This is a genomic window from Pseudonocardia sp. NPDC049154 (assembly GCF_040648315.1).
Taxonomy (GTDB): Bacteria; Actinomycetota; Actinomycetes; order Mycobacteriales; family Pseudonocardiaceae; genus Pseudonocardia.
Window position 1 is genome coordinate 1 of record NZ_JBEZDN010000033.1, and the last position, 20,015, is coordinate 20,015.

Genomic DNA, 20,015 nt, shown 5'->3' on the forward strand with positions numbered 1-20,015 from the left:
GGGGTGGTCGAGGGCCCCCTAGGCCGCAAGACCCCCCCTCCCCCGGCACGCCGGGCTCACACAAAAATTTTTGGTGAGCGAGAGCGCCGTTCGTGCATCGGAGGGGCGGGCGTTCACGGCCGGCTGACGGGGCCGGGTGCCATCATGGGGGCATGACCAGCGTTCCGTCCGTGCCCGTCGCGGACCTGCCGGCCGACGCCGCCATGCTCGACGTCCGCGAGGCGGACGAGTGGGCTGCCGGCCGGGCCCCCGCCTCCCGGCACCTGCCCATGTCCGAGCTGACCCAGCGCCTCGCCGAGATTCCCGACGACGAGCCGCTCTACGTCGTGTGCCGCTCCGGCGGCCGCTCGGCCCGCGTCGTCGCCTACCTGGCCCAGCAGGGCTACCCGGCCGTGAACGTCGACGGCGGGATGCAGGCGTGGGCCGGCTCCGGCCGCGAGATCGTCGCCGACCCGGACCGGACTCCCGAGATCATCTGAGCGATCGGGTGAGCCCCATGCCGGACGTGTCCGCCCGCCCGACGGGCGGGGCCCCCGCCCGGCCGCCGGCGTGCTCGCGGTGCGGGCGGGTCGCGCCGCCCGGGTCCGGGCCCTTCTGCCCGTACTGCGGCCGCTACCTCGCCGCGCTGGCGTGGGTGGCCGAGCCGCCGCCGGGCGGGAAGCCGCGCCCGCCGGTCCGCCCCCGCTTCCGCTACACCGGCCCGCCCCGCTACCGGGAGGTGCCGCGCTGGGGCTTCCCGCCGCTGCCGTGGCGTGGCGAGCCCGAGGCCGAGCGCGTGCCGGCGCTCGAGCGGGCAGCCCGGGTCGCCCACCCGCTCGACGTGCTGCTGCGGGTCACCGCGGGCGTCGCCGTCGTGGCCGCGCTCGCCGAGATCCTGCGGTACGTCCTGCTGGTGCTGAGCCGCGCCGACGCGCTGCCGGCCGGGCTGGTCGCGTTCTCCGACGCCGCCGTCGCGTTCGGCGGCTGGGCGTCGCTGGCCGGGCTGGTCGGCTGCGGGGTGCTGATGGTGCTCTGGACGCTGCGCGCCCGCGAGGCCGCCGCCGAACGGACCGGCACGGTGTCGGCCCGGCCCGCGGCCGCCGTCGTCGCCGGGTGGGTGGTGCCCGGGCTCAACCTGTCGCTGCCGGGCTCGCTGCTGGCCGAGATCGAGCACGCGGGGCTGGACCGTCCGCCCGCCGAGCGCCCGCGGCCGTCGCGGCTGCTGCTGGTGTGGTGGGGGCTGTGGGGCGCCGGGGTGGTGCTCGGCGTCGTGGTGTTCCTGTGGTCCTTCCGCGGCGGGGTGCAGGCCATGGCCGACGGCGTCCTGCTGCACGCGGTGCTCGACCTGCTCGCCGCGGCGACCGCGCTGGTCACGGTGCGGGTGCTGCGCTACCTCACGGCGCTGCTGGAGCCGGCCCGCCCGGTCCGGCGCGAGACGCTCGTCGCCGTGCGGCCGCCGGGACCGGCGGCGGACGAGACGGCGCCCGGCGCTACGGTGGCGCCCTGATGGCCAAGAAGAACCGCGACAAGTCCACCGCCGCGACCGGCGAGAACCCGCGCCGCCCCTGCCCCTGCGGCTCGGGCAAGCGGTACAAGGCGTGCCACGGCGCCGGCGACGACGTGATCGTCACCCGGCCCTTCGAGGGGCTCGCCGCCGAGCCGGACCTCGTCGCGATGCGCGAGTTCCTGCCGTCGGCCGTCGCCCCGCTCCCGCTGCGCGAGACCGGCGAGCGCGCCGTCCGGCTGGCCACGGTGCTGCCGGGCGCCTCCGCGGCGCTCGTCCGCCCGGACGGCGAGATCCTGCTGGGTATGCAGGTGCAGACCCGCTCGGGCGACCTGTCCGCCGACCTCGCCAAGGCGCTGCGCTGGGCCGAGTCGGCCGAGCCGGGGTCCGCGCTGCCCGTCGTCGGGCCCGGGGTGGGCGAGGGCGAGGTCGTCCGGCTCCAGGACCTGCTGGTCGCCGACGCCGAGCTCGACCTCGAGCTGCACCAGGACTTCGGCTGGTGGCTGCCCGCCGACGGCGAGCAGCCCGGCGCCGAGATCGCCGCGACCATCGAGCGGGCCAACTCAGTGATCATGCCGACCGAGGCGCTCGGCGGCGAGGGCGTCCGGGCCGCGTACTGGGTCGACACGGGCACGAAGGCGCACGTGCGCTGGGTGCGCCCGGAGGCCGAGGACGCCCTGATGCCGGCGCTGGCCCGGCTGCAGGCGGCCGGCGAGCTCGACCTCGGCGAGGGCAGCCGCTATGCCGGCGCCTTCCGCGCCCACGGCCTGCTCGTGCCCGTGTGGGACGTCGACCGGGAGATGCACGCCAAGGAGTGGGCGGCCCCGGCGGTGGCCTTCGCGAAGCGGCTGTCCCAGGCCCTGGCCGCCACGGACGAGCTGACCCCGGCCGAGCGCAGCGCCCGGGACGCGCTCGCGGGCAAGCAGATCACCCTGCGCTGACCCGGCCGGGTGGCCGCCTCAGACGCGGCCGCCCGCGACGGGCGGGGCGGACGGGTCCGGTGCCTCGCCCTTCGTGAGTTCGCGGGCCACGAAGTCCTCGATGTGGAAGAGGTTGTCGCCGGCCCGGCGCACGACGGTGAGCAGCGTCGACATCGAGGCGACCTCCTCGACCTGCTCCTTGAGGAACCACTGCATGAACTGCTCGCCGAGGTAGTCGCCCTCGTCGCGGGCGGTGCGGGCCAGCGTGGTGATCTGCTCGGTGACCCGCTTCTCCTGCTCGAGCGCCAGCGAGACGACGTCCTCGACCGTCGCGAAGTCGTTCCGGACCTCGTCGATCCCCGGGATCTGCACGCGCTCGTGGGTGTCCAGGATGTACTGGACCATGCTCATCGCGTGGTTGCGCTCCTCGAGCGCCTGGGCGTAGAAGTGCGCGGCCAGCTGGGGGAGGTCCTCCCCGTCGAGCCACACCGCGACGGCCGTGTACTGCTGCGAGGCCGTGAACTCGCTGCGGATCTGGTCCTTGAGCAGGGCGAGGAACTTCGAGTCGGACACCCGGGAAGGGTAACCTCAGCGACCTACGGACGAATGCTCGCGGGCAGCAGGGCGTACCCCACGAAGGCCACGACGTCGATCAGCGCATGCGCCCCCACCAGCGGCCACAGCCGCCCGGTCCGCTGCCACACCCGCCCGAACACCAGCCCCATCACCAGGTTCCCGACGAATCCGCCCAGCCCCTGGTACAGGTGGTACGCCCCGCGCAGCACCGCGGCCGCGAGCACCGAGCGGTCGGCCGACCAGCCGAGCTGGCGCAGCCGGGTCAGCAGGTACCCGATCATCACGATCTCCTCGGCCCACGCGTTCGCCGCGGCCGCGAGGACGAGGACGGGGGTGCGCCACCAGACGTCGTCGAGCGTGCTGGGGGCGACGTCGAGGCTCACGCCGAGGGCCCGGGCCAGCAGGTAGAGCCCGAGGCCGGGGATGCCGATCAGCGCGGCCAGCCCCACGGCGCCCAGCGCGTCCTTCCCGGGGCGCGTCCGGTCGAGCCCGATCCGCGCCAGCGGGATCCCGGCCCGCAGCAGCAGGTACGCCGCCAGGGCGCCCCAGCCGACGAGCTGCAGCACCCGGACCAGCTGCAGCGCGAGGTCGACCAGGTCCGCCTGCGCCGCGGGGGCGTTGAGCGCGACCTGCTGGTCGGCCAGGGGAGTGGGGGCGAGGAGCGCGTCGATCAGGGCCAGGGTGCTGCGCAGCGCGGAGAGCCCGAGCGTCACCGTGAGCACCACGGCGATCTCCAGCCCGATCAGCCGGCGCGCCCGCGGATCGGTGACCTCCGCGATCCCGGACGGCGGGGCCGCGAGCCACCGCCCGACCCGACCTGCCACCACGACCCGAAACTACCGCCCACTGCCGCAGCAGGTACCGGACCCCGTGGTCGCAGCCCGAACGGGGCGGGTGTCACCAGCCCGCTCGCCCATGATCACCGGCCGGGGCATCTCCGCGCCACATCCGGCGCCCGGCGGTCCCGAGTGACGATCACGCGCCCGAGAGTCGGCACCCGTCACTCGGATCGCCGCCGACAGCGCTCCCACAGAGACCCAGCCCGTGATCGCCGTTCGGGACCGGACACCGCCAGAGCGGTCACGTATCGGTCCCGGCCGGTGATCACCGGGGGCGGCGAGGGCGGCCGGGGCCTGCGGCGGACCGCGTATCGTGGTCGGTGTGTGGCGCGTGGTCCTGTCCCCCCGCTGGATCCTCTGGCACGTGCTGGCGATCCTCGCGGTGGCCGGGTGCGTGCTCGCGGCGATCTGGCAGTGGGACCGCGCGGGGTCGGCGCTGGGCTCGGCGCTGAACGTCGGCTACGGCATCCAGTGGCCCATCTTCGCCGTGTTCTTCGCCTACATGTGGTGGCGCTTCCTGCGGCTGGAGCTGCTGGAGCACCGGGAGACCGCGGCGGAGGGCCCCGCGCCTGCAGAGCCCGAGACCGTCCCCGCGCCGCCCGAGCCCATCGGTGCGGAGGCCGGCGCGGACACCACCGCGGAGACCCGCGCCGACGTCCGGGCCGGGTCGAGCGCCGACGACGCCCCGGCGCCGTGGGACGCCAGCCCCTTCACCCGCAGCCCCCTCGCCGCCCCGGCTCCCGTCACGGACGCGGAGGCGCCCGGGCTGGCCGAGTACAACCGGATGCTCGCCGGCCTGGCCGCCCGCGACGCCGCTCACAGCGCGGGCCGGGACCGGGAGACCGCGGACGAGCGGTGAGCCGCCGCGGTTAGAGTCGAGTCGTGACCAGCCCCAGGACGTCCACCGCCCAGCGCCCCGTCGGGTGGCGGCTGCCGCTGTACCGCGTGTTCGCCTACGTCACGGGCGTGGGGCTGCTGCTGCTCGTGTTCTACGCCATGCCGATGAAGTACTTCGCCGGCGACCCGCGGCCCACGGCGATCATCGGCATGCTGCACGGCTTCCTCTACATGGCCTACATCGTGGCCACGCTGGTGCTGGCCGAGCGCGCGCGGTTCACCCCGCTGTTCGCGCTGCTGGTGCTGCTCGCGGGCACGATCCCGATCTGCTCGTTCATCGCCGAGCGCAAGGTCACGCAGCGCGTGCAGGAGCGGGAGCGCACCCTGCAGCAGGAGGCGTAGCTCAGGCCTCGTCGACGGCCTCGTCGACCCGGTCGTGCGCGCCGCCGCCGACCTGGCGGAAGGGGCAGCCGACCAGCAGCCCGAGCTGCACACGCAGCTCCTCGGCCGTCGTGGCCTCCTGCGGCCAGGCGAGCCGTACGTCGTGGTCGCCCTCCGGCGTCTCCACCCGCAGCCGCAGCCCGCAGCGGTCCACCCCGAGCGGCCGCACACGCGCACCCGTCGTGCAGCGCAGCGGCGCCGGCAAATGCCGTGCGAGCGCGTCGAAGACCTCGGGGTGCGCCTCCTCGAGGTGCGACAGCCAGTGGTTCTCCATCCGGCAGAACGGGTCCGGACGCGCGGCGGCCAGGTCGACGGGCGCGAGCGCGGCCGTGCCCTCGGCGTCGGCCAGCACGGCCGAGCTCGGGGTGAGCTTCACGAGCGTGGCACCGTGGCCGAGGTCGAGCAGGCGCGGGTGCGGCGCCACGTCGGCGACCTGCATGGCGGCCCGGCGGGCCGACGTCGCGTCGGGGATCCGGAGCCAGCCGCTGATCCACAGCAGTGCGCGGACCGGCTCGCGCAGCTCGACGGGCGCGCGGTCGGTCAGCTCGAGCATCACCGGGATCTCGGCCCGGTCCGACGTGCGGATCGCCTCGAGGACCGGCGACTCGTCGGGCAGCAGCACGACGGCCGAGCCGTCGGCGTGGACGTGGTGCACCAGCGGCACGACGGGCTCCGGTCCGCCCGTCCCGACCAGTGCCGCCTCCCCGCCGCGCGCCGCGACGCTCCGGGCGCGTTCGGCGTCCGCGGGTGCCGGCGGACGCCGGAGCCGGGTCTGTCCCACGTAGCTCACCTCCGAGTTAGGTGAGGCTAAGTTAGCTCCCGGACGACGACGCTGTCCAGGGCCGACCGGCGACCCCTTGTCGGGCCCGTGTGAACGGCGGGTTAGCGTGCGTACCCGTGACGACCGTGCCCTCGGGATCCTCCGCCGACCCGTGGCCGATCCGTCCCCTGCTCGCCGGCCTGGTCGACGACGCGAGCCTCGTCCAGCCGCGGATGGTCGCCCCGAGCATCGACGCCGTGGTGGCCCGCTACCTGTCGGCCCGCGACGGGGCCTACGGGGGCATGATCGGCCACCTGGTCTGCCCCGTCTCGCGCCTGCCCGCCCTGGTCACCGAGCTGGCCCGCTCGGCGCCGTCGCGGCCCGTCGACCTCTCGCTGGTCGTCGACACGGGGCTCGGCGCGGTGCCGAAGGCGCTCTCCACCGTCTTCTCCCGGTCGAGCCTGCTCACGCCGCGCACGGTCGAGACCGCCGCGCCGCCGGACGTCGACGCCGTCTGGCTGGAGCGCGTGTCCGAGTTCGTGCCGGACGAGGTCACGCCCGTGGTCGAGCCGCGGCGCCCGCTCGGCGGCACCGCCGAGGAGATCGACGCCTGGCTCGACGCCGTGCAGCGGGTCGCCGAGCACGGCTGCACCCCGAAGCTGCGCTGCGGCGGGCCCCGCCCGTCGGACGTGCCGTCGGTCGCCGAGGTCGAGCGGTTCCTGCAGGTCACCGTGGGGGCCGGGCGCGGGTTCACCGCCATCGGGCTGCGCGAGGCCGTCCGGCCGACGCCGGAGAACGAGACCGGCAAGGGCCGCCACGGCGTGCTCAACCTGCTGATCGCCGTCGCCCGCGAACTGGGTACCGGCGGCGAGGGCACCGTGGGCGACGCCCTCCGCGAGACGGACGGGCAGGCGCTCGTCGGCGAGGCCGAGGCGCTGTCCGGGCGCACGGTCGACACCGTGCGGGGGCTGTTCACCTGCTGCGGGATCGACCCCGACCCGATGTCGATCAGCGAGTTCGCCACCCTCGGCCTGCTGTAGGCACGTCGGCGAGCCGCCGGACCCCGGGCGCGGGGTCCGGCGACCCCCGGGGCGTCCGCGCGCCGAAGACCCCCCGGCCACCTCGGATCGCGACTCCCTGTCCTGGCCTACGCGTGTGAGGGCCCGACGGTTCGCCCGGAGCGCGAAGTTCGGTCCTCCGGCCCCCTCCGTTGCTCGGGACGGGGCAGCGCGGCGGCCGCCGGCGGCCCGACTAGGCTGGTCGATCGTGCCCCGTCCCCGATCCCGCATCGGTTTCCTCGGCCCGCACGCCACCTTCACCGAGCAGGCGCTGCGCACGCTGCCGGAGTCCGAGGACGCGGAGCTGGTGCCGCTGCCGGGTAACCCCGCCGTCCTCCGCGCCGTGCGCGACGGCACCGTCGACGCCGGCTGCGTGCCGATCGAGAACAGCGTGGAGGGGGCCGTCCCGCCCGTGCTCGACGGGCTGGTGGAGGAGCCGCCGCTGGTGATCGTCCGGGAGGCGGTCATCCCCGTGCGGTTCGTCCTGCTCGGCCGCGCCGGTACGACCCTCGCCGGGGTCCGGTCCGTCGCCTCGCACGGCCACGGCATCGCGCAGACCCGCGGCTGGATCGCCGCGCACCTGCCGGAGGCCGACGTGCGGGTGGCCACCTCCACGTCCGAGGGTGCGGCGCAGGTCGCGCGCGGCGAGGTCGACGCGGCCGTGTCGTCGCCCCTGGCCGCGCAGCAGCACGGGCTCGAGGTCCTGGCCGACGACATCGCCGACAACGCCGGCGCGGTCACCCGCTTCGTGCTGGTCACCCGGCCCGGCACGCCGCCGCCCGCCACCGGGCACGACCGCACGACCCTGGCCCTGACCACGGAGAACCGGCCCGGCTCGCTGCTCGGGCTGCTCACCGAGCTGGCCGTGCGCGGGATCGACCTGACCCGCATCGAGTCCCGCCCGATCAAGGACCGGCACGCGGACTACTGGTTCCACCTCGACTGCAGCGGGCACGTCGCGGACCCGGCGATGGGCGAGGCGCTGGCCGCGCTGCACCGCCGTTGCGACCGCGTCCGCTTCCTCGGCTCCTACCCGCGGGCGGCCGGCGCGCCCGAGCCGGTGGAGGGGGTCGGGGCGCCCGCGGTCCCGCTGCACGGGGCCGACGCGGCGGCGTACCGGGCGGCACAGGAGTGGCTGCAGGGAGTGCGGAACGGAGCGTGGACATGACCCCCGAGGAGCCCGAGCAGGACGAGCTGCGCCTGGTCCTGCTGCGGCACGGCCAGACGGACGCGAACGTCGCGCGGGCGCTGGACACCATCCCGCCCGGGGCCCCGCTGAACGAGACGGGCCGGGCGCAGGCGGCGGGCGTCGCCGAGCTGATCGCGGACTGGCCGATCCGCGCGGTGCACGCCTCCCGGGCCATCCGCGCGCGGCAGACGGCGGAGCCGGTCGCCCTGGCCCACGGACTGGGCGTGACCGTGGTCGACGGGGTGCACGAGATCTTCGTGGGCGAGCTGGAGGGCCGCTCCGACAAGCCCGCCCGCCGCGAGTTCGACGAGGTGTACGACGCCTGGTGGGGCGGCGACCTGGCGCGCACCCTCCCGGGCGGGGAGTCGGCGCTGGACCTGCGCGCCCGGTACCTGCCCGCCGTCGCCCGGATCGTCGAGCAGACGGAGCGGGCGTACGGGCCGAGCGGGATGGTCGTCCTGGTGAGCCACGGCGCCGCGATCCGGCTCGCCGCCGCCGCGCTGCTCGGCGACACCGCCGAGACCCGGTACGTGCCCAACGCCGGCCGGGTGGTGTTGCGCCGCGACCGGTCCGTCGAGAGCGGCTGGGCGCTGGAGCTGTGGGACTCCGGTCCCGCGCTGGTCGGCGACGTCACGGCCGGCGCCGCACCCGAGGCCCACTGAGGGCGGCGCCCTGACGACCACCCCCCGGCGGCCGTCAGGGTGCGGCGAGCCGCTCGAGCCCGTCCCCGGTGAGCCGGGGCAGCGCGGCGGCGCTGCGCCCCGTGAGCAGCAGGAGCAGGGCATCGGCGGACCCGCGGATCTCCGCGCCGTCGGCGTCGCCGGCGGTCCAGTCGACGTCCGTGGCCACGAGCCGCGCGCTCAGGGCCTGGAAGTCGCCGCCGGCGCGGACGCCCGCAGCGAGAATGCGCAGGATGCCCGGGGACTGCGGGGTGAGTGCGACGTGCGCCGCGACGTCCCGGATCCGCCACTCCGCGCACAGCGACGGGCGCTCCCACTCCTCCTCGTGCAGCCCGGCCAGCAGGTCGGCGAGCTCCCGCCGGCGTCCGGCGATCACCGCCCACTTCTCGTCGCGGTCCATCGGCCACCCCGATTCAGTCAGAGAACCTGACCAATTTCGTCAGAGTCTCTTACCATCTCGTAGGATCGTCAAGTGTGACGGAGTTGAACACCGGGCTGCTGCTCTTCCTGCCCTATCGGGCTCTCGAGTCCCGCGTGTTCGAGGGTCTGGCCGCGGCCGGGTTCGACGACTTCACCCCCGCCCAGGCCCGCGTCTTCCAGCGGATCGCGCCCGGCGGCAGCCGCACGACCGAGCTGGCCGAGCAGGCCGGGATCACCAAGCAGAGCGCGAGCTTCCTCGTCGACCAGCTGGAGCGGGCGGGCTACGTCGAGCGCGTGCCCGACCCGGCGGACGGCAGAGCCCGCCTCGTCCGGGTCGCGGAGCGGGGCGCGCACAGCGTGGAGGTGTCCCGCGGGATCGTCGCGGAGGTGGAGGCGGAGTGGACCGCGCACCTCGGCGCACGCCGGATGGCGCAGCTCCGCACGATCCTCGCCGACCTGCGGGAGATCACCGATCCCTGGCGGTGACCGGGCTCCGGGCGAGGAGCGCCGCTGAGACCAGGGCGACCGCGCCCAGGCCCGCGAGCAGCCAGAACACCGCGGCAAAGGCCGGCCCCGCGCCCTGCGGCAGCAGCGTCGCCAGGGTGGTGGCCACCAGCGCGCCGCCGACCGCTCCGCCGACCCGCTGCAGCGCGTTGAGCTGGGTGGTCGCGTCCGGCAGCTGCTCGGGGCGCACCGCCGCGTAGGCCGCGACCGTCGGCGGGATCGCCGCGAAGCCGATCGCGATCCCGCGCAGGACCAGCAGCACCTGGACGAGCACCGGCCCCGGCTCGGCGAGCGCGAAGGGGAGCGCCGTGAGCACCAGCCCGGCGCAGCCGGCCGCCGCGACCACACCGCCGCCGAACCGGTCGGTGAGCCGGCCGGCCAGCGGCGTCGACACCGCCGTCGCGAGCCCGTAGGAGAGCAGCGCGAGGCCGGTCCCGACGGTGTCGGTGCCGCGGCCGAGCTGCAGGAGCAGCGGGAAGACCAGCACGGTCCCGAAGAGCGAGGCGCCGGTGAGGGTGCTGCAGAGGGTCGCGGTGGCGTATCGGCGGTCGGCGAACAGCCGCAGGTCGGTCAGCGGGTGCGTGCGCCGCAGCGACCGCGCCACGAACAGGGCGAGCGCGATGCCGCCGCCGAGCACCGTCCCGCCCACCACGACGGGCGCGCCCCGCTCGCCCCACGCCGTGAGGCCGTAGACCAGTGCGGACAGGCCGATCCCCGCCAGGAGCAGGCCGGCGACGTCGAGCCTCCCGGTGCGCGTCGGCACCCCGCGAGGCAGAACCCGCAGCCCCGCGACGATCCCGGCCACCCCGATCGGCAGGTTGACCAGGAACAGCCACGGCCACGACGCCACCTCGAGCAGCACGCCGCCCACGACGGGACCGAGCGCGGGGCCGAGGCTGACCACCGAGCCGAGCACCGCCATCACCCGGCCGAGCCGGTCCGGCCCGACGGCCTGACCCAGCAGGGCCTGCCCGGTCGGCACGAGGAACCCCGCTGCCACGCCCTGCAGCACCCGTGCGGCCACCAGCAGTCCGAGGCTCGGGGCGCCCGCGCAGAGCAGCGAGGCCAGCGTGAACCCGGCGAGTGCGAGCACCCACAGCCGCCCGGCACCGATTCGCCGGCTGAGCCACCCGCACGCGGGCAGCGCCACGGCCAGCGCGAGCAGGTAGGAGTGCGCGATCCACTGCGCGGCACCCAGGCCGGCCCCGAGGTCGCGGGCCATCGACTCGAGCCCGACGGCGACCACCGTCGCGTCCAGCATCGAGAGCAGGGCCCCCAGCACCACGACCGCGGCGATCCTCCGGGTCGCGGGGTCCCAGACCGTCACGCCGGGACCCGCAGGCCCCGCAACGCTCCCGCCCAGGCGGTGACCTCGTCGAGCATCCGGCGCAGCGTCGGTTCCTGGTGCTCGGCCGGGGCGATCCGGCCGACGTCGGTCGGCCCGGTGAGGACGAAGTCCGACATGAGGTTGACGCAGACCTGCGTCCGGACGTCGGCGATCCCGACCTCGGCCAGCACCGGTCGGAGCGCCTCGACGGCCCGGACGCCGCCCTGCACGCCGTAGCCGACCAGGCCCGCGGCCTTGTCGTTCCACTCGGCGAACAGGTAGTCGATCGCGTTCTTCACCGCGGCCGGGAAGGAGTGGTTGTACTCCGGGACCACGAAGACGAAGGCGTCGCAGGCCGCGACCGCCGCGGCCCAGCGCAGCGTGTGCGGGCCGGTGTAGTCGCCGTGGATCGCCGGGCTCGGCTCGTCGAGCAGCGGCAGGTCGAAGGCGGCCAGGTCGAGGAGCTCGATGGTCGCACCGTGGGCCTCGGCGACCTGCTGGACCCAGCCCGCCACGACCCCGCCCCGGCGCTGCGGGCGCGTGCTGCCCACGATGATCCCGATTCTGATGTCGCTGCTCATGAGCAGTAAAGTACAACGTGCATTGCAAAGTGACAACGCTCGTTGCATTCGGTAGGAAGTCGTCGTGACGACGGTCGGGACCGGGGCGCGCCGGGGGCTCGCGGACAAGCGGCGGGCGATCCTGCGCGGCGCGCTCACCGTGTTCGCGCGCGAGGGCTACACCCGCGCGAGCATCGACCTCATCGCCCGGGAGGCCGGGGTCTCCACGCGCACCATCTACAACCACTTCCGCGACAAGGCGGCGCTGTTCGAGACGGTGATCCAGGAGAGCGCGCAGCGGGTCGCCGAGGAGCAGATCGCGGAGATGGACCGCCACCTCGGGCAGGTCGGCGAGGGTCCGGAGGCGCTGGAGGAGGCGCTGCTCGCCTTCGGCCGGGCCCACGCGCAGCCCACGGCGGGGGAGCACTTCGCACTCGTCCGGCAGATCCAGGCCGAGGTGCTGCACATCCCCGCCGAGGCGCTCGAGGCCTGGCAGGAGACCGGCCCGCGACGGGTGCAGCGCGCGCTGACCGGGCACATCGCGCGGTTCACGGCGGAGGGCCGGCTGCGCGAGGCGGACCCGTACCGCACGGCCCGCCACCTCGTACTCCTCGCGGCGGGGGAGGTGACCAGCCGGTCCTTCCACGGCGCGGTCCCGCTGCCCCGGGCGGAGGTCGACACGATCGTCGCGACCGGTGTCGACGCGTTCCTGCGGGCCTACGCCCCCTGACCGAATCGGCGCAGGTCAGCAGGGGTCGTGAGTGCCGACTGCCCCTACAGGGTCACCCGGCACTCACGGGGTCAGCCCCAGCCGAGCTCGTGCAACGTGTGCTCGTCGATGCCGAAGTGGTGGGCGATCTCGTGCACCACTGTCACGGCGACCTCGTGCACGACCTCGTCCTCGGTCGCGCAGATCTCCAGCACCGCGTCCCGGAAGATCGTGATCCGGTCGGGCAGGACGCCTCCGTAGTCGCTCGTCCGGTCGGTGAGCGCGACGCCCTCGTACAGCCCCAGCAGCTCCGGCTCGTCGGGATGCCGGTCCTCGACCAGCACCACGACGTTGTCCATCGCCGCGGTCAGCCGCCGGGGGACCGTGTCCAGCGCGTCGGACACCAGCTCGTCGAACCGGGCCCGGCTCATCTCCACCACGACGTCAGGGTGCCGCAGGGACCTCCACCGGCAACGGCGCGGGCGCCGCCGCCGACTCGGACTCCGACGGCGCGGGCGCCTCGGAGCTCGGCGGCGCCGCCGGGTCGGAGCTCGACGGCGGGACGCTCGGGTCCGTGGTCGGCGTGCCGGACTGCGTCGGCGGGGCGGGGACGCCCGGCTTCGGCGTGGTGGTCGCGGGCGGCGCCGGCCGGTCGCCGACGGTCACGGCACCCTTCACGGGGCCGGTGACCGGCGCGAACCCGCTGCGGTCCGGCAGCAGCGCCGCCAGGTTGCAGTTGACCTTGCGGGTGCCCGCGTTCCAGGAGTCCTCGGTGATGTTGTCCCAGTACACGGTGAGCTTCTTGTCCGTGATGACCTGCGGGCCGCCGGCGTACTCGCCCGCGATCCGGGTGCACTCGGGCTGCAGGAACCCGTCCTGGTCGCCGACGGCGGGAAAGCCCTCCGGGAACTTCTGCGACAGGTCGACGACGCCGACCGTCTCCACCGCGTGCGGCCCCGTGCAGTCCGTGGGGTCGCCGACCCGCGGCCCGTCGATCGCCAGGCAGGTGCCGGGCTCGTACACCCCGGACTGGTCCTGGTCGGCGGCCTTGCCGGTCAGCGGGTAGAGCGCGCCGGAGCGCGAGGCGCTCTGCACGCCGCAGCGCAGCTCGCGGTCGCCCTCGTCCCACTTCTTCTGCGACGGCTTGAGCGCGCCCACCCGGAACTTGCCGTTGGGGTCGAACTTGCCGCCGAGGTACTGCAGGACGACCGGGGTGCACCGCTCGTTGACGAGCTGGCGCATGGTCGCGTCGTCCGGCAGGGCCTGCTGGTCGGTGAGCTGGACGGTGCCCGACTGCTCGAACAGGTGCGGCTGCGCGCAGTCGACGACCGTGGTGTCCGCGGCGTCGGCGCGGGCCCAGTTCAGGCAGGTGCCGGGCGTGGTCGGCGGCGGCGGGATGTCCTCGACGTCCGCCGAGGTGCCGTTGGGCGACGGCAGCGCGGCCAGCGAGCCGAGCACCGGCACGGTGGCGCCGGCGACGGTGTCGAGCGTGGCCACGCCGAGCATCACCCCGGCGCCCACGAGTACGGCCGCGACGATCCGCCGCGCCTGGCGGCGGCCCGGCAGGCGCGCACCCCGGCGGGGTGGCGCGGGCGGGCTCGTCCGCGGGGAGCGGGCCGGGCGGTCGGCGACGGCGAGGGGGGAGCGGCCGCCGGACGGGGTGGGGAGCTCGTCCATGTCGGCGACCATCTTGCCGTCCCCGTCCGGGCGACCCCGATCCGGTGCCGCCGTCGCTCGGTCATCGGTCGCGCGCGTGCTGCGAGGTGTCGTCGGGGGACGGCGAGGCACCCCGATCCGGTGATCCTGCGCGACGGGAGGCGCCCCGGGCCGGGTGAACGGTGTCGCGATCTTGGTCGGGTCGATACCGACCCGAGACCGAGGGCGGTTCCGTGGGTCCGCCCCGAGCGGATACGGTGCGCACGGGGGTGGACGCATGACGGAGAACGACGGCCGGGACCAGCCCGGGCCGCCGGACGAGACCGGGGAGACCCGGCCCGTCGAGAGGGTCCGCGGGCGCATGGCGCGGCAGGACGCCTCCACCACGCCCCGTGAACCCACCCTCGCCGAGAAGCGCGCCCGCGAGCAGGGCGCCCGCCGCCGTGCCGAGGAGGCCCGGCAGGCGGAGGAGGACGCCGGGCGCCGGAAGAAGCGCAAGCGGATCCTCATCGGCTCGGGCGTCGCGGTCGGCGTGGTCGCGCTGATCGCCGTCGGGTACGCCGTGGCCTCGGACGACGACGAGGTCGAGGCCCGCTGCGTCGACGAGAACAACGTGGTCGTCGACGACGCGAACTGCGTGACCCCCGCCTCGGCCAGCAACAACACCTACTACGGTGGCGGCGGCTTCTACCCGATCTTCATCGGCGCCGGCGGCGCGCAGTACCACTACAACTACGGCGGCTCCGGCAACGTCGGGCAGGTCGCGACGGGCGGCACCACGACCGTGCCGAACAACGCGACCGTCCGCACCCCGTCGGGCAAGACCATCTCGCGGGGCGGCCTCGGCGTGAACAGCGGGAGCTCGTCGTCGGGCGGGTCGAAGGGCACGTCCGGCGGGTCCTCGTCGTCGGGCGGCTCGTCCTCCGGCGGAAGCAGCGGGAGCTGAGCGGTGCGCCGTGAACGCGGGGCCGCGCGCCCCGGCTGGCAGCAGATCGTCCGTGACCAGGGTCTGGTGTACGACGCACCCGGCCGGGACGCGAACGGGCTCGCCCGACCCTACTGGGACGAGTCGGTGCACTACGTCTTCGAGATGGACGAGATCCTCTCCCTCGAGGCGGACGTCGAGCTCCTGCACTCGATGTGCCTGGAGGCCGTGGACCACATCGTCACCACCGAGCGGTTCCGGGACTTCGCCCTGCCCGAGTGGGCGTGGGAGAAGGTCGCGGCCTCGTGGAAGCGGCACGACCCGCACGTCTACGGCCGCTTCGACCTGCGCTACGACGGCTCCGGCCCGGCCAAGTTGCTGGAGTACAACGCCGACACCCCGACCACGCTGCTCGAGGCGTCGATCCTGCAGTGGTACTGGCTGAAGGACACCCACCCGGACGACGACCAGTGGAACTCGCTGCACGAGCGCCTGGTCGAGCGGTGGGGCGAGATCAAGGGCACGCTGCCGGGCTCGGAGGTCCACTTCACCTGGTCCGGCGGCGACTCCACCGGCGAGGACCACGTGACCGTCGGGTACCTGCAGGAGACCGCGGCGGAGGCCGGCCTCGACACGGTGGGCCTGCGCATCGAGGACCTCGGCTGGGACGTCGACCTCGACCGCTTCGTCGACCTCGCCGAGGCGTCGATCGCCACGGTGTTCAAGCTCTACCCCTGGGAGTGGATCCTCACCGAGGAGTTCGGCAAGCACGTCGTGCGCAGCCTGCCCGAGACGCTCTGGCTCGAGCCGCTGTGGAAGACGCTGCTGTCGAACAAGGCGATCCTCGCCGTGCTGTGGGAGATGTACCCCGGGCACCCGAACCTGCTGCCCGCCTACCTGCACGACCCGGGCCTGCTCACCGAGTACGTGCGCAAGCCGCTGCTGGGCCGTGAGGGGGCCAACGTCGACATCGTCTCGCCCGGCTCGCAGGTCTCGACCGGCGGTGTGTACGGCGAGGAGGGCTACGTCTACCAGCTCTTCGACCCGCTGCCCGAGTTCGACGGCTTCCGGCCCGCGCTGGGCGCGTGGATCGTCGGCGACGGCTCGGCGGGCCTCGGCATCCGTGAGACCGCCGGTCTGGTGACGGACGACGGCGCCGCGTTCGTGCCGCACCGCATCCCCGAGGACTGACCCCGTCCCGCCCCGGAACCCCCGCTCCCCGTCCCCTTCCTCCCGGAGGACCCCATGACCCTCGCCCTCGATGCGGTGTACTTCGCGAACATCGGCCGCGGCGTCGGCGCGATCCTGCTCTACGCGCTGCTCGGCGCGCTGCTCATGCTCATCGGCTTCTGGGCCATCGACATCACCACGCCCGGCAAGCTGAACCGGCTGGTCCGCGACGGCCGCCCGGGCGCGGTGCTGGTGACCTCCGCCGGGATGATCTCGATGGCGTTCATCGTGGTCGTGGCGATCTGGAGCGCCTCGGGCCTGCTGGCCGAGGGGCTGCTCGCAGCGCTGATCTTCGGCCTGGTCGGGATCATCGCGCAGGTCGCGGCGGTACGGCTGCTGGAGTGGGTCACCGGCATCCGGATCGGCGAGGTGCTGGCGGCCGACGAGCTCAACGCCGAGGCGTGGGTGGTCGCGGCCGCGCACGTGGCACTCGGACTCGTGGTGGCCGTCGCGATCATCTGAGCCGGGTCAGGCGGACTCGCGGACCTTCTCGACGACGTCCTTCGCCAGCGCCGCCCGGGTCAGCGCGGCCGCGAGCTGCGCGAGCCGGTCGTCGGGGACGAGCGCGGCGAGGTCGTCGGGATCGGTCGGCAGACCCAGGCGTTCGGCGCCCTGCCGCGCCTTGCCGTCGAGCGCCGGGCGCAGCTCGGGCCACACGGCCTGGGCCTCGCGGCAGAAGATGTCCGCGCCGGTCGGTCCGAGCCGGGGGAACTCCGTGAGCAGCTCGCGGAGGCGGCCCGGGTCGCCGCGGCCCTCCTCGCGCAGCCGCCGCAGGTCGCCCTTCCAGCGGTCGAGGAGCAGCTCGGCGCCCTCGCCGAGGGCGGTCGCGGTGCTCTCGTCGTAGCGCGTGTAATGGGCGCGGCCGAGGGCGTCGACGCGGTCCTGCCAGCTCGCGTCGCGCATCTTCTCGGGCGTGCCCATGCCGGAGCGGACGAGCTCGTGCGCCGCGTCGACGGCGATGTCCGCCCGGATGCGGGTCGACAGCAGCACCGCGAGCACCAGCAGCCGGTACAGCGGTGCGGGGGTGTCCTTGAGCGTGATGCCGGCCTGCTCGGCGTAGGTCTCGCCGGCCTCGTCGAGCAGCGCGGTCACGGTGTCCTGGAGCGTGCTCATACCTCCGGGTACCCGGCCCGGCGGGCCCGTGCACGGCCGCGCAGGCCCAGGACGGCCAGCGCCACCAGCACCCCGACCACGGTGGCGACGAGCCGGTCGGTGAGCAGGGTCGCGGTGTCGGCGGGGTGCATCGTCGTGCCGACGACCAGCGCGAGCGGCGTGATGAACAGCAGTGCGACCGCGTAGTTCCGCATCACCAGCAGCTCCGCCCCGGTCTGCAGCACCACGGCCGTGACGACGATCGCCCAGCCGGGCAGGTGCAGGGCCAGCAGCACCGCGGCGACGGCCAGACCGGCGAGCGTGCCGCCGATGCGCATCACGCCGCGGGTCACCCGGGCTCGCGAGCCCGGCACGGACAGCGGGACGACGGCCGCGACCAGCGCCCAGTACAGGTGCTCCACCCCGAGCAGCACGGCGAGCGGCGCGGTGACCGCGCAGGCCAGCAGCACCTCGAGCACGATCTCGCGGCGCACGGCCTCGCGCAGCGGCACCGCGACCAGCGGCGCGGGGCGCCGGACGTGCCCGGGCAGCAGCGCGCCGGCGCTCCCGACGAGCACCGCGAACCCCGCCGAGCCCGCGGCGACGGCCACGACCTGCAGCGACGCGGACAGACCGAGCGGATGGGCGCCGGCGAACGCACCGGCCGCGAACACGAAGAACAGCGGCCCGCCCGGCTTCCAGCCGACGACCTCGCCGCCGACCGTGCCGGCGACGGCGACGGCCACCAGGACGAGCAGTGCGAGCCAGGGCGAGGCGGGCAGGTGCGCGGCGAGCAGCCCGACGACCACGCTCGCGACCAGCCCGAGGCCGGTGACCGCCTGCACGCCCGTGCGGGCGGGCACCGTCAGGTTCCGCCCGTAGATGGCGGCGAAGGCGCCGAAGGTGGCCGCGCCGAGCAGGTCGAACCGGCCGAGCGCGAGCAGCACGAGCATCGGGACGCCCACCGAGATCCCGCACCGCAGCGCGGGCCGGTGCGCGCCGGCGTGGGCCTCGAAGCGGACCAGTTCACGGACCAGCGTCCCCTGCACGCATACTCCTTTCACCGGTGTAGCAATTTACTTCACCGGTGTACGAAAGGGGAAGCCGATGACGGCGAACCGTGACGCGATCGACGAGATCCGGGCGGTCTGGGCGGGCCGGCGCCCGGACCTGGACACCGAGCCCATCGCCGTCGTCGGGCGGATCCTGCGGGCCGCGCGGTTCCTCCAGCAGGCGGCCGACGACTGGCTGGCCGACGCCGGCGTGACCCGCGCCGAGTTCGACGTCCTCAGCCAGCTGCGCCGCAACGACGCCCCCCTGCGCCCCGGCGACCTCACCGCCGGGGTCGTGGGTTCGCCGGCCGCGACCACCAAGCGGCTGCACAAGCTCACCGCCGCCGGGCTGGTCACCCGCACCCCCGACCCCGACGACGCCCGCGCCGCCCGCGTCGCGCTGACCCCGTCGGGCGAACGCCTGGTCGACGAGGTGCTCCCGCGCCAGCTCGCCGCCGAGGCCGAGCTGCTCGAGGCCCTCACCCCCGCCCAGCGCGAGTCGCTGGCCGCGTTGCTCCGGACGGCGCTACTGGCCTGGGAACCGTGAGCGGCAACTGCCCCAAGAGGGTCGGTCGCCGCTCACGACCGGGGCTGAGCTGCGGAGACACCGCCGGGAGGCTCAGTCGAGGGCGGCCACGTCCGGCACCCGGGCCTCGGGCGGCGGCATCGCCTCCAGCTCGGTCCGGACCTCGCGGGCGTTGGCGGCCAGCTCGCCGTCGGCGACCAGGCGGCGCAGCGCCTCGGCGGTCACCTTCCCGGCCAGACCCGCCCCGCGCCGCGCGATGAGCTCGGCGTTGTGCCGCCGGTCCCCGGCCCCGGGCACCGCGAGCTGCGGGATGCCGGCGGACAGCGCGCCCATCGCGGTGCCCGAACCGCCGTGGTGGACGATCGCCGCGCACAGCGGCATGACGTCGACCAGCGGCACCCACCCGACCGTCCGGACCGTGTCGACGCCGCGCGCCCGGCGCTCGATGCGCGGCTCCGGGCGAACCAGGACGATCTCGGCGTCGACCTCCGCCGCGGCGGCCAGCGCCGCCGGCATGGGGTCGGCGCCCGGGCCGGGGGCCGTGCTGCGCGAGACGAGGATGCGCGGCCGGTCCGCCGCGTCCGACGGCACCCGCAGCCAGGCCGGGATCTCCCCGCCGCCGCGCTGGACCGGCCGCATCGGCAGCCCGGTCCGCTCGCCGACGACGCTGCGCGGCGCCGTCGTCAGCACCACCTCGGGGGCCGGGAGCCCGCGATCCTCCAGCCCGTGCCGGCGCAGGGCGCGCCGCATGATCTTCGACTCCGACGTGACCCGGACCAGCGACGGCCCGTCGAACAGCGAGTTCTCCAGCAGCACCGTGGGCAGGTCGTAGCGAGCCGCGGCGACGGCGGCGGCGACCGCGAGCGGCTCGTGCACCACGACGTCGGGCCGCCACTGCTCGACCACGGTGACCAGCCCGTCCGTGAGCTCCTCGTTCACGGCCCCGAACAGCCGCGCCACCATCCGGGTGCCCGCGGTGCCGGCCAGCTCGGCCCGCGCGTCGAGCGGATGGGCGGCCATGCTCCGCGCGGCGATCCGGGCGAACGAGAGGTCCCGGGCGATGTCGATCACGGGGAGATCGCCCGTGTCGGCGCCCATCGCGTCGCCGCCGGTGGCGACGAGCACGTCGTGCCCCGCCTCCCACAGCGCCTCACCGAGGGGCAGCATCGGCAGCAGGTGCCCGGTGAGCGGCGCCGACACCAGCAGCACGCGCATAGGCGCACGCTATCCC

Annotated in this window: 25 protein-coding genes; 14 read left to right on the plus strand and 11 right to left on the minus strand. The window is 75.2% G+C overall.

Annotated elements, in window-relative coordinates; translation table 11 throughout:
• Nucleotides 1-152 precede the first annotated feature (152 nt).
• The 3 genes from AB0B41_RS17915 to AB0B41_RS17925 are packed head-to-tail and all read left to right on the plus strand — an operon-like array spanning nt 153 to nt 2,424.
• Nucleotides 153-479 (plus strand): rhodanese-like domain-containing protein, encoded by a 327-nt coding sequence (locus tag AB0B41_RS17915; protein ID WP_358204383.1) that lies wholly within the window; start codon nt 153-155, stop codon nt 477-479.
• Between the two features lie 17 nt (nt 480-496).
• Nucleotides 497-1,486 carry a DUF4328 domain-containing protein gene (locus AB0B41_RS17920; protein WP_358204386.1) on the plus strand — a complete coding sequence of 330 codons (990 nt, stop codon included), beginning with the start codon at nt 497-499 and terminating at the stop codon, nt 1,484-1,486.
• Nucleotides 1,486-2,424: a DUF5926 family protein gene (locus AB0B41_RS17925; protein ID WP_358204388.1), complete on the plus strand. Its 939-nt coding sequence runs from the start codon at nt 1,486-1,488 to the stop codon at nt 2,422-2,424. The genes AB0B41_RS17920 and AB0B41_RS17925 overlap by 1 nt, the downstream gene beginning before the upstream one ends.
• Nucleotides 2,425-2,442: 18 nt before the next feature.
• Here AB0B41_RS17925 and AB0B41_RS17930 read toward each other — a convergent pair whose 3' ends face one another.
• Complete coding sequence (locus AB0B41_RS17930; RefSeq protein ID WP_358204390.1) at nt 2,443-2,976, minus strand: ferritin; 534 nt, start codon at nt 2,974-2,976, stop codon at nt 2,443-2,445.
• A gap of 23 nt (nt 2,977-2,999) precedes the next feature.
• The gene (locus AB0B41_RS17935) at nt 3,000-3,803 is read right to left on the minus strand and encodes a CPBP family intramembrane glutamic endopeptidase (protein ID WP_358204502.1); all 804 of its coding nucleotides are present in this window, start codon (nt 3,801-3,803) and stop codon (nt 3,000-3,002) included.
• A 337-nt stretch (nt 3,804-4,140) separates the two neighbouring features.
• On the opposite strand from AB0B41_RS17935, the gene AB0B41_RS17940 reads away from it, so the two are divergent.
• Together AB0B41_RS17940 and AB0B41_RS17945 are read left to right on the plus strand one after the other, a co-directional pair.
• Nucleotides 4,141-4,677: a hypothetical protein gene (locus AB0B41_RS17940; RefSeq protein ID WP_358204393.1), complete on the plus strand. Its 537-nt coding sequence runs from the start codon at nt 4,141-4,143 to the stop codon at nt 4,675-4,677.
• Nucleotides 4,678-4,700: 23 nt separating this feature from the next.
• Entirely contained in the window at nt 4,701-5,057 is a 357-nt protein-coding gene (locus tag AB0B41_RS17945; protein WP_358204396.1) for a DUF3817 domain-containing protein, read from the plus strand.
• 1 nt (nt 5,058) lies between these two features.
• On the opposite strand, the gene AB0B41_RS17950 is transcribed toward AB0B41_RS17945, so the two are convergent.
• Nucleotides 5,059-5,877 (minus strand): DUF2470 domain-containing protein, encoded by an 819-nt coding sequence (locus tag AB0B41_RS17950; protein WP_358204398.1) that lies wholly within the window; start codon nt 5,875-5,877, stop codon nt 5,059-5,061.
• Nucleotides 5,878-5,993: 116 nt separating this feature from the next.
• Between AB0B41_RS17950 and AB0B41_RS17955 the strand changes: the two genes are divergently transcribed.
• The 3 genes from AB0B41_RS17955 (at nt 5,994) to AB0B41_RS17965 (ending at nt 8,765) form a co-directional block, all read left to right on the plus strand.
• Nucleotides 5,994-6,896 carry a hypothetical protein gene (locus AB0B41_RS17955; RefSeq protein ID WP_358204400.1) on the plus strand — a complete coding sequence of 301 codons (903 nt, stop codon included), beginning with the start codon at nt 5,994-5,996 and terminating at the stop codon, nt 6,894-6,896.
• A 226-nt stretch (nt 6,897-7,122) separates the two neighbouring features.
• The gene (gene pheA / locus AB0B41_RS17960; RefSeq protein ID WP_358204403.1) at nt 7,123-8,082 is read left to right on the plus strand and encodes a prephenate dehydratase; all 960 of its coding nucleotides are present in this window, start codon (nt 7,123-7,125) and stop codon (nt 8,080-8,082) included.
• Entirely contained in the window at nt 8,079-8,765 is a 687-nt protein-coding gene (locus AB0B41_RS17965) for a histidine phosphatase family protein (protein WP_358204405.1), read from the plus strand. The genes pheA and AB0B41_RS17965 overlap by 4 nt, the downstream gene beginning before the upstream one ends.
• Before the next feature lie 34 nt (nt 8,766-8,799).
• Here AB0B41_RS17965 and AB0B41_RS17970 read toward each other — a convergent pair whose 3' ends face one another.
• Entirely contained in the window at nt 8,800-9,183 is a 384-nt protein-coding gene (locus AB0B41_RS17970) for a maleylpyruvate isomerase N-terminal domain-containing protein (protein WP_358204407.1), read from the minus strand.
• A gap of 74 nt (nt 9,184-9,257) precedes the next feature.
• Here AB0B41_RS17970 and AB0B41_RS17975 point away from each other — a divergent pair, with 74 nt between their 5' ends.
• Nucleotides 9,258-9,689, plus strand: coding sequence for a MarR family transcriptional regulator (locus AB0B41_RS17975; RefSeq protein ID WP_358204410.1), 432 nt, complete (start codon nt 9,258-9,260; stop codon nt 9,687-9,689).
• On the opposite strand, the gene AB0B41_RS17980 is transcribed toward AB0B41_RS17975, so the two are convergent.
• Together AB0B41_RS17980 and AB0B41_RS17985 are read right to left on the minus strand one after the other, a co-directional pair.
• Nucleotides 9,670-11,034 (minus strand): DHA2 family efflux MFS transporter permease subunit, encoded by a 1,365-nt coding sequence (locus AB0B41_RS17980; protein ID WP_358204412.1) that lies wholly within the window; start codon nt 11,032-11,034, stop codon nt 9,670-9,672. The genes AB0B41_RS17975 and AB0B41_RS17980 overlap by 20 nt on opposite strands.
• Nucleotides 11,031-11,615, minus strand: a complete 585-nt coding sequence (locus tag AB0B41_RS17985; RefSeq protein WP_358204414.1) for an NAD(P)H-dependent oxidoreductase — start codon at nt 11,613-11,615, stop codon at nt 11,031-11,033. Before AB0B41_RS17985 ends, AB0B41_RS17980 begins: the two co-directional genes overlap by 4 nt.
• 64 nt (nt 11,616-11,679) lie before the next feature.
• Between AB0B41_RS17985 and AB0B41_RS17990 the strand changes: the two genes are divergently transcribed.
• On the plus strand, nt 11,680-12,324 hold the full coding sequence (locus AB0B41_RS17990; RefSeq protein WP_358204417.1) for a TetR/AcrR family transcriptional regulator: 645 nt from the start codon (nt 11,680-11,682) through the stop codon (nt 12,322-12,324).
• A gap of 71 nt (nt 12,325-12,395) precedes the next feature.
• Here the strand turns inward: AB0B41_RS17990 and AB0B41_RS17995 are convergent, their stop codons facing one another.
• Together AB0B41_RS17995 and AB0B41_RS18000 are read right to left on the minus strand one after the other, a co-directional pair.
• On the minus strand, nt 12,396-12,734 hold the full coding sequence (locus tag AB0B41_RS17995) for a metallopeptidase family protein (protein ID WP_358204504.1): 339 nt from the start codon (nt 12,732-12,734) through the stop codon (nt 12,396-12,398).
• A 13-nt stretch (nt 12,735-12,747) separates the two neighbouring features.
• Nucleotides 12,748-13,980, minus strand: coding sequence for a septum formation family protein (locus AB0B41_RS18000; protein ID WP_358204419.1), 1,233 nt, complete (start codon nt 13,978-13,980; stop codon nt 12,748-12,750).
• Between the two features lie 256 nt (nt 13,981-14,236).
• Between AB0B41_RS18000 and AB0B41_RS18005 the strand changes: the two genes are divergently transcribed.
• From AB0B41_RS18005 to AB0B41_RS18015, 3 genes are read left to right on the plus strand one after another with little or no spacing between them, the layout of a single operon-like run.
• On the plus strand, nt 14,237-14,905 hold the full coding sequence (locus tag AB0B41_RS18005) for a hypothetical protein (RefSeq protein ID WP_358204421.1): 669 nt from the start codon (nt 14,237-14,239) through the stop codon (nt 14,903-14,905).
• A gap of 3 nt (nt 14,906-14,908) precedes the next feature.
• Entirely contained in the window at nt 14,909-16,075 is a 1,167-nt protein-coding gene (locus AB0B41_RS18010) for a glutathionylspermidine synthase family protein (RefSeq protein ID WP_358204424.1), read from the plus strand.
• A gap of 54 nt (nt 16,076-16,129) precedes the next feature.
• The gene (locus AB0B41_RS18015; RefSeq protein WP_358204426.1) at nt 16,130-16,576 is read left to right on the plus strand and encodes a DUF350 domain-containing protein; all 447 of its coding nucleotides are present in this window, start codon (nt 16,130-16,132) and stop codon (nt 16,574-16,576) included.
• 6 nt (nt 16,577-16,582) lie between these two features.
• Here AB0B41_RS18015 and AB0B41_RS18020 read toward each other — a convergent pair whose 3' ends face one another.
• Nucleotides 16,583-17,227 (minus strand): endonuclease, encoded by a 645-nt coding sequence (locus tag AB0B41_RS18020; RefSeq protein WP_358204428.1) that lies wholly within the window; start codon nt 17,225-17,227, stop codon nt 16,583-16,585.
• Nucleotides 17,224-18,255 (minus strand): FUSC family protein, encoded by a 1,032-nt coding sequence (locus AB0B41_RS18025; RefSeq protein WP_358204431.1) that lies wholly within the window; start codon nt 18,253-18,255, stop codon nt 17,224-17,226. The genes AB0B41_RS18020 and AB0B41_RS18025 overlap by 4 nt, the downstream gene beginning before the upstream one ends.
• 58 nt (nt 18,256-18,313) lie before the next feature.
• Here AB0B41_RS18025 and AB0B41_RS18030 point away from each other — a divergent pair, with 58 nt between their 5' ends.
• Nucleotides 18,314-18,805: a MarR family transcriptional regulator gene (locus AB0B41_RS18030; RefSeq protein ID WP_358204433.1), complete on the plus strand. Its 492-nt coding sequence runs from the start codon at nt 18,314-18,316 to the stop codon at nt 18,803-18,805.
• A gap of 72 nt (nt 18,806-18,877) precedes the next feature.
• On the opposite strand, the gene AB0B41_RS18035 is transcribed toward AB0B41_RS18030, so the two are convergent.
• Nucleotides 18,878-19,999 (minus strand): nucleotide disphospho-sugar-binding domain-containing protein, encoded by a 1,122-nt coding sequence (locus AB0B41_RS18035; protein ID WP_358204436.1) that lies wholly within the window; start codon nt 19,997-19,999, stop codon nt 18,878-18,880.
• Nucleotides 20,000-20,015 lie beyond the last annotated feature (16 nt).

Bases quoted from the DNA above. Each gene is read 5' to 3' on its own strand.
- AB0B41_RS17915 (WP_358204383.1), top strand. From the start codon at position 153: ATGACCAGCGTTCCGTCCGTGCCCGTCGCGGACCTGCCGGCCGACGCC.
- AB0B41_RS17920 (WP_358204386.1), top strand. From the start codon at position 497: ATGCCGGACGTGTCCGCCCGCCCGACGGGCGGGGCCCCCGCCCGGCCG.
- AB0B41_RS17925 (WP_358204388.1), top strand. From the start codon at position 1,486: ATGGCCAAGAAGAACCGCGACAAGTCCACCGCCGCGACCGGCGAGAAC.
- AB0B41_RS17965 (WP_358204405.1), top strand. From the start codon at position 8,079: ATGACCCCCGAGGAGCCCGAGCAGGACGAGCTGCGCCTGGTCCTGCTG.
- AB0B41_RS17970 (WP_358204407.1), bottom strand. From the start codon at position 9,183: ATGGACCGCGACGAGAAGTGGGCGGTGATCGCCGGACGCCGGCGGGAG.
- AB0B41_RS17985 (WP_358204414.1), bottom strand. From the start codon at position 11,615: ATGAGCAGCGACATCAGAATCGGGATCATCGTGGGCAGCACGCGCCCG.
- AB0B41_RS17995 (WP_358204504.1), bottom strand. From the start codon at position 12,734: ATGAGCCGGGCCCGGTTCGACGAGCTGGTGTCCGACGCGCTGGACACG.
- AB0B41_RS18000 (WP_358204419.1), bottom strand. From the start codon at position 13,980: ATGGACGAGCTCCCCACCCCGTCCGGCGGCCGCTCCCCCCTCGCCGTC.
- AB0B41_RS18005 (WP_358204421.1), top strand. From the start codon at position 14,237: ATGACGGAGAACGACGGCCGGGACCAGCCCGGGCCGCCGGACGAGACC.
- AB0B41_RS18015 (WP_358204426.1), top strand. From the start codon at position 16,130: ATGACCCTCGCCCTCGATGCGGTGTACTTCGCGAACATCGGCCGCGGC.
- AB0B41_RS18020 (WP_358204428.1), bottom strand. From the start codon at position 17,227: ATGAGCACGCTCCAGGACACCGTGACCGCGCTGCTCGACGAGGCCGGC.
- AB0B41_RS18030 (WP_358204433.1), top strand. From the start codon at position 18,314: ATGACGGCGAACCGTGACGCGATCGACGAGATCCGGGCGGTCTGGGCG.
- AB0B41_RS18035 (WP_358204436.1), bottom strand. From the start codon at position 19,999: ATGCGCGTGCTGCTGGTGTCGGCGCCGCTCACCGGGCACCTGCTGCCG.